Consider the following 12029-nt stretch of genomic DNA (forward strand, 5'->3'; position numbering starts at 1 on the left):
TTCATTCATAACTGTTTAGACGGCCAGTTTACGGCGGTTGTACAAACCGCCCAACAAACCGGTGAAGCATCCGATGAGTAACCCGCCAACGTGGGCCGCGTTGGCAATCTCGCCGAAGCCGATCATCGAGACCAGCCCCGACAGGCACAACAGCAGCCACACCAGCATCATCACCAACACCCCACGAGGCAGGCGATAAGCCGGGTTCGGCGACAACAGCTGGAAGATCCAGCAATGCCCGAGCAGGCCGTACAGCACCCCGGACAACCCGCCAAACAGGGTCGGGCCGCTGAAAAGAAACTGGGCGTAGTTGGACACCAGGCTGAACAGCAACGTCAGGCCGATCAGGTTGATGCTGCCCTGTCGCGATTCGATGCGCCGCCCCAGCTCCCAGTACCACATGCCGTTCATGGCCAGGTGCAGGATGCCGAAGTGGATCAGCATCGGCGTCACCAGACGCCACCACTGCCCCGCCGCCAAGCTGTCGGCCAATGGCGTGAAATGGATGTAGTCGCCAACCACACGGAAATCGAGGAAGGTCAGCCAGCGCATGGTCTCGAGGTTTTCACCCAGCAGCGTCACCACGCCAACGATCAGGCTCAACAACAGCACGAACGCCGTCGCCTTGCTGTGGCGCAACTGCTCGACAAACCCCGGACGTTGCACAGTCGGCGCCACCGGGATATCCAGTTGATGATCGGGGTCGCCGGCCGGAAAGCGTTCGTACAACGAGCGCACGTCTTCGCTGATGCTGGCAGGCACCCACAGCACCTGCTCGCCCGCCTCTTCGCTGACCCGATGGGGCACTTGCATGCGCTGCAGCAGTTTGACGAACCCGCTCAAATCCACCGCCAACGGCAGACGCAATACCGCCACCGCCGTCATTGCAACACCTCCGGCCGCTCGACATCGACCCAGACAAATTTATGCGGATCGAGACGGGTTTCCTGATCCAGACGATAAGCGACCAGTTTGCCGTAGAGCACCGCGCTGTAATCCAGGCACGCGAGGTTCGGGCGGATCGGCGCCGGTTTGCCGCTGCGCCAGTAGTGGCCGACGAACAGCATCGGCTCATCGATGCCGTAGCGCAGCAGGTTATCTTTTTCAATGGACGACAATGGCGTGCGGGCCACCGGCTCAGGCAAGGCGTCGGGCTGGAACACGATGTCTCCATAGGTTTGCGGGTCGTCTTCCCAGAATTTGGTGCGGAAGAAGGAACGGGTCAGGCCGTCGCCGCTGGTCATGGTCAAGCCGTGGGGCAAACGCATGTCGGTGCCGCGCAACAGGCGATCGAACACGGTGCAGGCGAAACTGCCCGGCACCGCGGAGGCCTGTAGGAAGTGTTCGTCGATGCAACCGTCGGGAAACAACCCGCGCAACGGTTCGATCAGGCCGGCGTCCCAGCAGGCATGCACCACGCGGAAGCGCCCGGCATCGACGAATAATGGCAGTTCATAGAACCATTGCAGGAAGTCATGCCAATCCTGGGAGTGATCTTCGAACTGGGTCAGGGTTTCCTGAAGCAGGCGGGCGTGGCGCGGCGTGTGTTCGCGCACGAACTGCTGGCCGCTGCCCGGCAGCGCCGGCGTGCTCCAGCCGAGGGCGTTGAACTCATGGTTACCCATGATGCACAGCGCCTGGCCGGCCTCGACCATGTCGTGGACGATGTGCAGCGCCTCGCGAATCCGTGGGCCGCGGTCGATGATGTCGCCGAGGAACACCGCCATGCGCGACGGATGCCGCCAGACACCACTGTGTTTTTGATAACCGAGCCGGTCGAGCAAGTGCTCAAGGGTCAGAGCGCAACCGTGCACGTCACCGATCAGGTCGTAGCTACGCGCGGGATCGAGCATCAGTCGCCTCCACCACCCAACTTGCTGCCCCAGCCGAGCTTGGTCCGGCAAACTTCATAATAGTTGTGGTCGAGCGGGTGAATCAGCCGCAGCTTCTGCGCTTTCTTGCTGACGGTGATGGTGTCACCGGGCGCACAGGTGAAGTGGTTCTGCCCGTCACAGGAGACCTGCGGGTAAATCTGCATATCTTTGGACACGACGATTTTCAGCTCACTGTTGCCATCGACCACAATCGGCCTACCCGACAAGGTATGGGGGTACATCGGCACAATCACAATAGCGTCGAGCTTGGGATGCATGATCGGGCCACCCGCCGACAGCGCGTAGGCGGTCGAACCGGTCGGTGTGGCGACGATCAGGCCGTCGGCCTTCTGGCTGCAGACGAACTGGCCGTCGATGTACAGCTCGAACTCGATCATTCGCGTCGATTTACCGGGGTGCAGCACCACGTCGTTCAGCGCATCGCCCTGACCGATGGCCTCGGCGTGGCGCCGGACTTCGGCTTGCAGCAGGAAGCGGTTTTCCACCAGATAGTGGCCGTCGAGCACTTCGGCGACTTTGACTTCCAGCTCATCGGGGCGAATATCGGTGAGGAATCCCAGGCTGCCACGATTGATACCGAGCACCGGAATGTTGTGCCGGGCCAGTGCCCTGGCGGCGCCCAGCAGGCTGCCGTCACCACCGACCACAATCACCATGTCACACACTTCACCGAGCATCTTGCGCGACGAGGTTTGCAGGCCATGGCCCGGCAGGACTTCGGCGATGGTGTCTTCGAGGATCACGTGCAGGTGACGATCGAGCAGAAACCGTTTCAGTCGGCGGACGGTATCCAGCACCTGAGAACTGCCCAGGCGACCGATGATGCCGATATTACGAAATTGCTCCATGAGGCCCCTAACGCGTGTGGCGGCGAAAAACACGATTATGGGCGAAAGCGCGGCGTAGACAAAACCCTTTCAGCCACGAGTTATGAGGCTATGCTCGCAAGATGATCCTATTTCCAGACTTACTCCAGTTACCTCACCAGTTGCGCCACCCTGAAGTGCGCGACCTGGCCTGGGTCATCCTCGCGCCGCCGATGCTTGACGTCACGCCGTGGCCACAGCGTCATCCACTGGCCGGCAGCGATTGGGTGCAGGCGCCGGAACGCCTGGAACACTGGCTCAGGCAGCTGGATCGTGACAGTTACGATTTGCTGCACTGGCTGGCCCAGGCCAGGACCCGGCGCCTGGGTTTGTACTACGAAAGGCTGTGGCAATACGCCGTGCGGCACGCGCCGGGGATCGAGCTGATTGCCGCCAACATGCCGATCCGTCGTGAGGGCCACACCCTGGGCGAGCTGGACATGCTGCTGCGCGATCGCGAGGGTGTGCATCATCTGGAACTGGCGATCAAGCTCTACCTCGGCCCGCAGAGCGGTGACGGCCATGACACCGCGCAGTGGCTCGGACCGGGTTGTCATGATCGGCTGGACCGCAAACTGGAACACCTGAGCCGGCATCAATTGCCGATTTCCGCGCGGGCAGAGAGCCGTGAAGTGCTGGCGTCGCTGGATATCCAGCAGTTCAGTGCGCACCTGTGGCTGGGCGGTTATCTGCTCTATCCGTGGCCGGGGCAGGCCGAACCACCGAGCGGCGCGCACCCTCAGCATTTACGCGGCAGCTGGCTGCACCAGAAGGACTGGGTGAATTTTATCGTGCAGCGTCCATTCGGTCGCTGGCAACCCCTGCCCCGCCATGCCTGGCTGGCACCGGCGCACTATCCCAAGGAACAGACCTGGGGCGCTGAAGAGCTGGGTACGTGGCTGAGCGATCTGGATCCGCTGGCACCGGCGCAATTGATGGTGCGGCTGACAGAGAATGCCATAGGGGATTGGGAAGAGGCCGAGCGGCTGTTTCTGGTGTCCGATCTTTGGCCGAATGTGCCGGGCAGTGGTTGAGTATTGTGGTGAATCGACCGGCCCTATCGCGGGCAAGCCCGCTCCCACAGGGTTTAGTGTGATCCTGTGGGAGCGGGCTTGCCCGCGATAGGGCCAACACGGTCTAAATGGATAACCGCAACGCCAAGGCCGCCAACGTCACCAATAACACCGGCACTGTCAGCACAACCCCGACCTTGAAGTAATACCCCCAGCCAATCCGGATATTCTTGCGCTGCAACACATGCAGCCACAGCAAAGTCGCCAAACTGCCAATCGGGGTGATTTTTGGCCCCAGGTCGCTGCCGATGACGTTGGCGTAAATCATCGCCTCTTTCGCCACGCCGGTCGCCTGACTGGCATCGATCGAGAGCAAGCCGATCAGCACGGTCGGCAGATTGTTCATCACCGACGACAGCAACGCCGTCAGCACCCCGGTGCCCATGGCTGCACCCCATACGCCGTAACCGGCGAAGCCATCCAGCCAACCGGCCAGATACCCGGTGAGCCCGGCGTTGCGCAGGCCATACACCACCAGGTACATACCCAGGGAAAAGATCACGATCTGCCACGGCGCTTCTTTCATCACCTTGCGCGTGGAAATCTTGTGACCACGGGCGGCAATGGCCAGCAGCAGCGCGGCGCACACCGCGGAAATCGCGCTGATCGGAATGCCCAGCGGCTCAAGGGCAAAGCAGCCGAGCAGCAGAATCACCAGCACTACCCAACCGGCATAAAACGTCGCGGTGTCGTGGATTGCGCTGGCAGGGTCTGCCAGTTGCTCGGGATCGTAATCACGGGGGATGTCGCGACGGAAGAACACCATCAACATCGCCAGGGTCGCGGCCACGCTCACCAGATTGACCGGGATCATCACCGCGGCGTAGCGGTTGAAACTGATCTTGAAGAAGTCTGCGGAAACAATGTTCACCAGGTTCGACACCACCAGCGGCAGGCTTGCGGTGTCGGCGATGAAACCGGCGCCCATCACGAACGCCAGGGTCGCCGCCGGGGAAAAACGCAGCGCCAGCAGCATGGAAATCACGATCGGCGTGAGAATCAGCGCCGCCCCGTCATTGGCGAACAACGCCGACACCAGCGCGCCGAGCAGCACCATATAAGCGAAGAGCTTGCGCCCGCTGCCCCGCCCCCAACGGGCTACATGCAACGCGGCCCAGGCAAAGAACCCCGCCTCATCCAGCAGCAGACTGATGATAATCAGCGCAACAAAGGTGCCGGTGGCATTCCAGATAATCTGCCACACCAGCGGAATATCGCTCAGGTGCACCACCCCGGACAATAGCGCCAGCACCGCGCCGAATACCGCACTCCAGCCGACGCCCAGGCCTTTGGGTTGCCAGATCACCAGAGTGATGGTCAACAAGAAAATCAGTGATGCAATAAGCATATAGACGCGGATCCAGCCCGACAAAAAACGAAGCGCGGAATATAGGGAGGTTTGATTAGACCGTAAAGTGAAGGTTCTATGGTGGGTTCAAGACGCAGAACCTGTGGCAGCGTGCGGTGCGGCGATCCGACTTGCCCGCGAAGAACGATGACGCGCAGTACCTGAAAAACCGCGGTGCATTCTTCGCGGGCAAGCCCGCTCCCACAGGGATTGTGGTTTGCCACAGGGGTTAGTCAAAACCTCACAGGATCATGGTTTTTTATGCTGCTCGACCCACTGCGCATACGCATCGATGAATTTCTGCAGGAACGGTTTGAGCGATTCCGACAATTTGCCCGCCTCATCGAACGCTGAGCCGGCTCCGCCCAGGTAGGCTTCCGGCTGCTGCATGCACGGCACATTGAGAAACACCATGGACTGGCGCACATTGTGGTTGGCGCCAAATCCGCCGACGGCGCCCGGCGAAGCACTGATCACCGCACCCGGCTTGCCGTCCCAGACACTCTGGCCATAAGGACGCGAACCGACGTCAATCGCATTTTTCAACGGCGCCGGTACCGAGCGGTTGTATTCCGGGGTCACAAACAGCACCGCGTCGGATGAACGCACCTGTTGTCGGAAAGTGCTGTAGGCTGCCGGCGGTGAATCGCCATCGATGTCTTCGTTGTACAGGGGCAAATCGCCGATTTCGACGATTGTCAGCTTCAGATTGGCAGGTGCCAGCTCGGCCAGCGCCAGCGCGACCTTGCGGTTGATCGATGCTTTTCTCAGGCTGCCGACCAGAACGGCGATCTCATAGACGTTGCTCATGGAAGATACTCGACTGTTCGATGGAAAGAGCTTCTAGTTATAGATGATCAAATGACGATTCAACCAGCGGGCGACGGAAAATCGCCGCCCCTGACTATTTTTTTCCTGTAGGAAAACTTACTTCGCCCAACCACGGTCTACAGAACCGCAAATTGAGTGATTTATCTCCAGAGGTTCTAAGCAGATGGCAGCAGTACTCGTCGGTCAGTTCCATGCAAGAGACGCGGAAGGCCGTGTTTATTCCGTGCATGAGTTCCAGGAATCCACCCTGTCGCACGACGGCCTCGCCGGCTCTGCGCCTGTCACCACCTATAAACTGGCCATTGGCGACCGGGTCAACAAACTCGACGATAACGCGTTTGTGCTGGTGCAAACCGGCGTCACCCTTATTCGCGAACCAGAAACGAACGTCGCTTCATAACCCGCTGTTATGAGCAGAAGTCATATGCGCGCACTTGAGTTAGGATTCAGTCACTGACTCCCTCACCTGCTGAACATGGACTTCACGCATGCGTTTACGTCATATCGAAGTAATCCAGGCGCTCCTGCAGACCGGTCACCTGGGCACCGCCGCCGAATGGTTGCAGTTGCCCGTGACCGAGGTTGAGCGCACGCTGCGCGATGCCGAGGATCAGTTGGGTTTCATGCTGTTTGCCAGCGTGCGTGGCCGTCTGCAAGCCACGCGCGAGGCGCGGGAATTGCAGGTCGAGATCGCCCGCGTCTACGAAGCCCTTGAGCCGGTCCAGCGATTGGCCAGCAGCCTCAAGCAATATCTGGCCCCGCCCCTGCGAATCATCTGCACCCCGCCATTGGCGCAACAGCTGTTGCCGCACAGCATCGCGGCTCTGCGCCGACGCCTCCCTGATGCACCTTGCACCCTCCTGAGCCAACCGACCCGCGAGATTGTCAGAAGCCTGCTGCTGCGCGAAAGCGATCTGGGCCTGAGCCTGCACGACCCGGACCACGCCGATATCGATTGCCAGGTCATCGCCCAGGGCAAGCTCCAGCTATTGGCACCCCATGGCTGGCTGCAACCGAAACAAAAGTACATCTCGCTGCAAGACCTGGCCGGCCAGTCGATGGTCGGCCTGGAAGGTCACGACCCGCTCAGCCCGGCGCTGGACAACAAGCTGCATGCGCTGCGCCCAGCCCCAGTCATCCAGACCCGGGTGCAGACACACCAAATGATGCGCAGCATGGTCGAGGCCGGTGAAGGCCTGGCGATTGTCGACCCGTTTACCGCCCTCGGCGCCAAATCGGCTGGGCTTGATGCCTGCCCGCTGGCGCCTGCGGTACCGATCAGCGTCTATGCCTTGCGCCTGAAAAACGCCGAACCCTGTTCGGCGATTCAGACGCTGCTGGACATCATCACGGAACAAGCTTTGGCGATGCTGGCGAGCTGATCGGATTTTCCAGCGGGTTATCGAACAATCGATACCAGAACAATGCGACTTCGGCAGTGTTCGGGTCGATCCCGCGATAACGCAGATGATCGATCCCGCCAACCACGTAGCCACAACGTTCATACAGCCGGCAGGCCCCCAGATTATTGTTCTGGGTTTCCAGCATGATGCCCGGCAGCTTTTTCTTGCGACTCCAGAACTGTGCTACATCCAGCAACGCCTTGGCCACGCCATGGCGACGCGCCGGCGCGTGCACCGCCAACTCATCGATATGGGCGAAGCCGTTCCAGTTGGTGCTGACCACCAGGTGGCCCACCGGCTCGTCGTCCAGATAAGCCATGAAAATCTCACTGTCGGCGGCGTTGCGAAAACTGCTGAATTCCTCGGGATCGATACCGTAGCACTTGCGATACGGGGTGATTGGCGTCACCGGCCACTGTGCCACCGGCTTACCGATTTGCGCGGCACCATAGGCGGCAACTTCAAAGCTGAAATCACTGCCCCAGATATAAGCCGCAAACCCCTCATCGGCGACACGCACCGCGAGGCCTGGGTATTTGGGATTCATGACGGGTTGCATACTCGCAAAGGTCCTCATTCCTTGATGCAATCGACGGTGTAGTGCCGTCCATTGCCCTCGTCTTCATGTTGCAAGCCATGCACATCGGCGACAAACCCGGGGAAGCTGCTGTCGAACGCCCGGGCGAACTTCAGGTAATCGATGATCGAGCGGGTCGATTCGGTGAAACGTTCGCCGGGCATGATCAACGGGATCCCCGGCGGGTATGGCACCAGCATCACGGCCGCGATCCGCCCGTCCAGAGCATCGATCGAAACAGCCTCCACTTCCCCGCGCACCAAATGATCATAGGCGTCGGCCGGCTTCATCGCGACTTCCGGCAGCACGGTGTACATGCGTTTGAGGTGTTTGGCCGTGGCGTTGCTGCGATAACAGGCGTGCAATTGATCGCACAGATCGCGCAACCCCATGCCTTGATAACGGGCAATGTTCTGTTGCGCCACGCACGGCAGGCAGCTGGCCAGGCTGACGTTGGCATCGTAACTGCGTTTGAACTCCAGCAACTCGGTCAGCAGCGTGCTCCATTTGCCCTTGGTAATGCCCATTGAGAACAGCACCAGGAACGAATACAGTCCGGTCTTTTCCACGACCAGTCCGCGCTCCCAGAGGAACTTGCTCACCACCGCCGCCGGAATCCCCCGTGCACTCAGCGCGCCGCCCGCCGTCAGCCCCGGCATCACCAGCGTGACCTTGATCGGATCGAGCAGCACGTAGTCGTCGGTCACGCCGCCAAAGCCGTGCCAATCGGCGTCGGGTTGCAGCAACCAGTCTTCGCTGACCACCTGCTCGATCGCTTCCGCCAAGGGCGGCTGCCAGATGGAAAACCACCAGTCATCGGCGGCGATATGCTGGCGCAGATTGGCCAGCGCCCGGCGAAAGCTCAGGGCCTCGTCGAACATTTCCTGTAACAGCGAACGACCGGTCGGCCCTTCCATCATTGCCGAGGCCACGTCCAGCGAGGCGATGATGCTGTACTGCGGCGACGTCGAGATGTGCATCATGAACGCTTCGTTGAAACGGTCGCGATCCAGCTGCCGCGCACCGCCGTCCTGCACATGAATCATCGACGCCTGGCTGAACGCCGCCAGCAGTTTGTGCGTGGAGTGGGTAGTGAACACCAAGGGGCTGTCTTCGCTGCGGGACGTGCCCATGCCATAACGGCCGGCGAAGAACTCGTGGAATGCCGCGTAAGCGAACCAGGCCTCGTCGAAATGCAGCACCTCGACGCTGTTACCCAGGCTCTGTTTGATCAGTTCGGCGTTGTAACAGAGGCCGTCGTAAGTCGAGTTGGTCACCACCGCCAACTTGACCTTGGGTTCGCGGCCCTGGGTCAGCGGGCTCGCGTCGATCTTGGCCTGGATCGATTCGCGGCTGAACTCACTCAACGGAATCGGGCCGATGATCCCCAGCTCATTACGCTCCGGGCACAAGTACAGCGGGATCGCGCCAGTCATGATGATCGCGTGCAACACCGACTTGTGGCAGTTGCGATCCACCAACACCAGATCATCGCGGGCCACCATGGAATGCCAGACAATCTTGTTGGCGGTCGAGGTGCCATTGATCACGAAAAAGGTGTGATCGGCGCCGAAGTTGCGTGCCGCTCGCGCTTCCGCCTCGGCCAAGGGCCCCGTGTGATCGAGCAGCGAACCGAGCTCCGGCACCGACACCGACAAATCCGAACGCAGGGTGTTTTCCCCGAAAAACTGATGAAACGCCTGCCCCACCGGGCTTTTGTGATACGCCACGCCGCCGCCATGCCCGGGCGTGTGCCAGGAATAATTGGAGTCGGCGGTGTGCTGCACCAGCGCCTTGAAGAACGGTGGCAACAGGCCGTCCAGGTACTTGCGCGCCGCACGGGCAACCTGACGGGCAAGGAATGGCACGGTGTCTTCGAACAAATAGAGAATGCCGCGCAGCTGATTGAGCTCGGCCATGGCGTCGGCCGGGGCGTTTTCCAGGGTGACTTGCTCGCCCAGGGCGAAGATCGGCAGGTCCGGCGCCCGAACCCGTGCCAGGCGAATCAGCTCGGCCATGTTATGTAGAAGATGCGCGTGGGCGCTGGCGTCTTCGGCGGCAATCAACATGCAGGCAAGACCGTGATGGGTCGAGGCGACCAGACGCCCTTCGGTGTAATCGACTGCCGAAACGATACTGAAGCCTTCCTGCTCCAGTTCCCGGGCAATGCCACGCACACGATCACCGGCAACGGTGTCGGCCTTGATGTCGCGGTGGACGATCAGGACCGGGAATTTCAAATCTTTATACATGAGGCTCGGCGTCCTGAGGCGGCAGACCGTAGCCTGCCAATAACCTCAGGGTAGAGGGTTGGAGCGCATGTGGCGAGGGGGATGCCCCGTGGCGGGTCGGCTGACGCACCAATATGTGGCCTGACAGCCTAGATGAGGAATGGGCTACGGGTAGAGGGAATTTCTGTGATTGAGATTTTTACAGGCAGTTGTGGCGAGGGGGCTTGTCGGAACGCCGCATCGCCCCGTTCGGCTGCGCAGCAGTCGTAAATCCTGTAGATGCGGTGTTCTGAAAAACTGCCAGGGCCGCTTCGCGACCCAACGGGGGCAAGCCCCCTCGCCACAAAAGCCCATCAAGATCAGGCCTGAGCCTTGGCCTCGGCCAGTTGCTGCCACAGCGACGGCGCGCCGGCGGATTTGGCGATGGCTTCAAGGCGCGCAACGTGCTGGGCCAGATCCTCTTCACTGGCGCGGATGATCCGGGTCGGCTGACGATCGGCCGGCAGACGCCGGATTTCCGTGGCGGAATTATCCGCGCCTTCGCCCGAACCGTTGCCATCGGACGCGTTACCGGCCAGCGACAGGCTGGTCTGGCCGCCGGTCATGGTCAGGTAAACGTCGGCGAGAATCTCGGAGTCGAGCAAGGCGCCGTGCAGTTCACGGCCGGAGTTGTCGACGCCATAGCGTTTGCACAAGGCGTCGAGGCTGTTGCGCTGCCCCGGGTGACGTTCCCGGGCCATGATCAGCGTGTCGAGGATCGTGCAGTGTTGCGTGATGTCCGCGCGATCGTGCTGACCCATCAGGGCAAATTCGTTGTTGATGAAGCCAACGTCGAACGCCGCGTTATGGATGATCAGCTGCGCGCCCTTGATGAAGTCGAAAAATTCATCGGCCACTTCAGTGAAACGCGGCTTGCCCACCAGGAATTCATTAGTGATGCCGTGGACGCCGATGGCGCCTTCATCACTCTCGCGATCCGGTTGCAGGTAAACGTGGAAATGCCGGCCGGTCAGGCGTCGACCGAGCAACTCGACACAACCGATTTCGATAATCCGGTGGCCGTCGGTCACCGGCATGCCGGTGGTTTCGGTATCGAGTACAACGGATCTGGTGGCCATCAGTGCTCAGCTCTCAACGGGTCAATCGTGCAAAAGCGGCGATGTTAACACGCTCGCGGGGCTCTTTCAGATACACCGTGCGGTGCCAATCGCGAGCAGGCTCACTCCCACATGGAATCGGGAAGCGCACACTGAGTTTGTGTTCAATGGAGATCAAACGTGGGAGCGAGCCTGCTCGCGATTAGCCGCGTCACGGCGCCATGCCGGAATCAGGCCTGTTTGTACCCGCGCACTTCATCCACGCCACGGTTGGCCAGTTGGTCGGCACGCTCGTTGCCATGATGGCCGATGTGCCCGCGCACCCATTTCCAGGTGACGTTGTGGCGGTTGACCTGCTCGTCGAGCAGTTTCCACAGGTCGGCGTTTTTCACCGGCTCTTTCGCTGCGGTTTTCCAGCCGCGTTTCTTCCAGTTGGCCATCCACTCGTTGATGCCTTTCATCACGTACTGGGAGTCGGTCACCAGCAATACGTCGCAGGAACGCTTGAGTTCTTCCAGGCCGCGGATTGCGCCCATCAATTCCATACGGTTGTTGGTGGTGTTGGCTTCGCCGCCCCAGAGTTCTTTTTCAACGCCCTTGCATACCAGCAACGCGCCCCAGCCGCCTGGGCCAGGATTGCCCTTGCAGGCGCCATCGGTGAAGAGTTCTACGCTATCGCTCATGCCAATCTATCCAGAAAATGCGCTG

General features: G+C 60.6%; 12 protein-coding genes. 3 read left to right on the top strand and 9 right to left on the bottom strand.

What is annotated here, in order from left to right:
• Positions 1 to 15: 15 nt before the first annotated feature.
• Genes J3D54_RS24920 through J3D54_RS24930 form a run of 3 tightly spaced genes read right to left on the bottom strand, consistent with a single transcriptional unit; the run spans position 16 to position 2743 of the window.
• Complete coding sequence (locus J3D54_RS24920; protein WP_253424014.1) at positions 16 to 885, bottom strand: rhomboid family intramembrane serine protease; 870 nt, start codon at positions 883 to 885, stop codon at positions 16 to 18.
• Positions 882 to 1856, bottom strand: coding sequence for a metallophosphoesterase (locus J3D54_RS24925; protein WP_253426753.1), 975 nt, complete (start codon positions 1854 to 1856; stop codon positions 882 to 884). The genes J3D54_RS24920 and J3D54_RS24925 overlap by 4 nt, the downstream gene beginning before the upstream one ends.
• Positions 1853 to 2743, bottom strand: a complete 891-nt coding sequence (locus tag J3D54_RS24930; RefSeq protein ID WP_007988608.1) for an NAD(+) kinase — start codon at positions 2741 to 2743, stop codon at positions 1853 to 1855. The genes J3D54_RS24925 and J3D54_RS24930 overlap by 4 nt, the downstream gene beginning before the upstream one ends.
• 101 nt (positions 2744 to 2844) lie before the next feature.
• On the opposite strand from J3D54_RS24930, the gene J3D54_RS24935 reads away from it, so the two are divergent.
• Positions 2845 to 3795: a DUF1853 family protein gene (locus J3D54_RS24935; protein WP_253424017.1), complete on the top strand. Its 951-nt coding sequence runs from the start codon at positions 2845 to 2847 to the stop codon at positions 3793 to 3795.
• 103 nt (positions 3796 to 3898) lie between these two features.
• Here J3D54_RS24935 and J3D54_RS24940 read toward each other — a convergent pair whose 3' ends face one another.
• Positions 3899 to 5182 (bottom strand): arsenic transporter, encoded by a 1284-nt coding sequence (locus tag J3D54_RS24940; RefSeq protein ID WP_253424019.1) that lies wholly within the window; start codon positions 5180 to 5182, stop codon positions 3899 to 3901.
• Between the two features lie 249 nt (positions 5183 to 5431).
• Complete coding sequence (locus tag J3D54_RS24945; protein WP_253424022.1) at positions 5432 to 5992, bottom strand: NADPH-dependent FMN reductase; 561 nt, start codon at positions 5990 to 5992, stop codon at positions 5432 to 5434.
• Positions 5993 to 6176: 184 nt separating this feature from the next.
• Between J3D54_RS24945 and J3D54_RS24950 the strand changes: the two genes are divergently transcribed.
• Together J3D54_RS24950 and J3D54_RS24955 are read left to right on the top strand one after the other, a co-directional pair.
• Positions 6177 to 6413, top strand: coding sequence for a hypothetical protein (locus tag J3D54_RS24950; protein WP_018929617.1), 237 nt, complete (start codon positions 6177 to 6179; stop codon positions 6411 to 6413).
• A gap of 88 nt (positions 6414 to 6501) precedes the next feature.
• A complete protein-coding gene (locus J3D54_RS24955; RefSeq protein ID WP_253424025.1) occupies positions 6502 to 7395 on the top strand; it encodes a LysR substrate-binding domain-containing protein in 894 nt (297 codons plus the stop codon).
• Here J3D54_RS24955 and J3D54_RS24960 read toward each other — a convergent pair.
• The 4 genes from J3D54_RS24960 to rnhA form a co-directional block, all read right to left on the bottom strand.
• Positions 7361 to 7975: a GNAT family N-acetyltransferase gene (locus J3D54_RS24960; protein WP_253424027.1), complete on the bottom strand. Its 615-nt coding sequence runs from the start codon at positions 7973 to 7975 to the stop codon at positions 7361 to 7363. The genes J3D54_RS24955 and J3D54_RS24960 overlap by 35 nt on opposite strands.
• A 14-nt stretch (positions 7976 to 7989) precedes the next feature.
• Entirely contained in the window at positions 7990 to 10245 is a 2256-nt protein-coding gene (locus J3D54_RS24965) for an Orn/Lys/Arg decarboxylase N-terminal domain-containing protein (RefSeq protein ID WP_253424030.1), read from the bottom strand.
• Between the two features lie 338 nt (positions 10246 to 10583).
• Entirely contained in the window at positions 10584 to 11342 is a 759-nt protein-coding gene (dnaQ, locus tag J3D54_RS24970) for a DNA polymerase III subunit epsilon (protein WP_253424033.1), read from the bottom strand.
• A 209-nt stretch (positions 11343 to 11551) separates the two neighbouring features.
• Positions 11552 to 12004: a ribonuclease HI gene (gene rnhA / locus J3D54_RS24975; RefSeq protein ID WP_003180633.1), complete on the bottom strand. Its 453-nt coding sequence runs from the start codon at positions 12002 to 12004 to the stop codon at positions 11552 to 11554.
• Positions 12005 to 12029 lie beyond the last annotated feature (25 nt).

It is taken from the genome of Pseudomonas sp. GGS8, assembly GCF_024168645.1.
Lineage (GTDB): Bacteria > Pseudomonadota > Gammaproteobacteria > Pseudomonadales > Pseudomonadaceae > Aquipseudomonas.

Coding starts and splice junctions, on each gene's coding strand:
- J3D54_RS24960 (WP_253424027.1), bottom strand. CDS start 7,975: ATGCAACCCGTCATGAATCCCAAATACCCAGGCCTCGCGGTGCGTGTC.
- J3D54_RS24965 (WP_253424030.1), bottom strand. CDS start 10,245: ATGTATAAAGATTTGAAATTCCCGGTCCTGATCGTCCACCGCGACATC.
- J3D54_RS24945 (WP_253424022.1), bottom strand. CDS start 5,992: ATGAGCAACGTCTATGAGATCGCCGTTCTGGTCGGCAGCCTGAGAAAA.
- dnaQ (WP_253424033.1), bottom strand. CDS start 11,342: ATGGCCACCAGATCCGTTGTACTCGATACCGAAACCACCGGCATGCCG.
- rnhA (WP_003180633.1), bottom strand. CDS start 12,004: ATGAGCGATAGCGTAGAACTCTTCACCGATGGCGCCTGCAAGGGCAAT.
- J3D54_RS24940 (WP_253424019.1), bottom strand. CDS start 5,182: ATGCTTATTGCATCACTGATTTTCTTGTTGACCATCACTCTGGTGATC.
- J3D54_RS24920 (WP_253424014.1), bottom strand. CDS start 885: ATGACGGCGGTGGCGGTATTGCGTCTGCCGTTGGCGGTGGATTTGAGC.
- J3D54_RS24950 (WP_018929617.1), top strand. CDS start 6,177: ATGGCAGCAGTACTCGTCGGTCAGTTCCATGCAAGAGACGCGGAAGGC.
- J3D54_RS24930 (WP_007988608.1), bottom strand. CDS start 2,743: ATGGAGCAATTTCGTAATATCGGCATCATCGGTCGCCTGGGCAGTTCT.
- J3D54_RS24955 (WP_253424025.1), top strand. CDS start 6,502: ATGCGTTTACGTCATATCGAAGTAATCCAGGCGCTCCTGCAGACCGGT.
- J3D54_RS24935 (WP_253424017.1), top strand. CDS start 2,845: ATGATCCTATTTCCAGACTTACTCCAGTTACCTCACCAGTTGCGCCAC.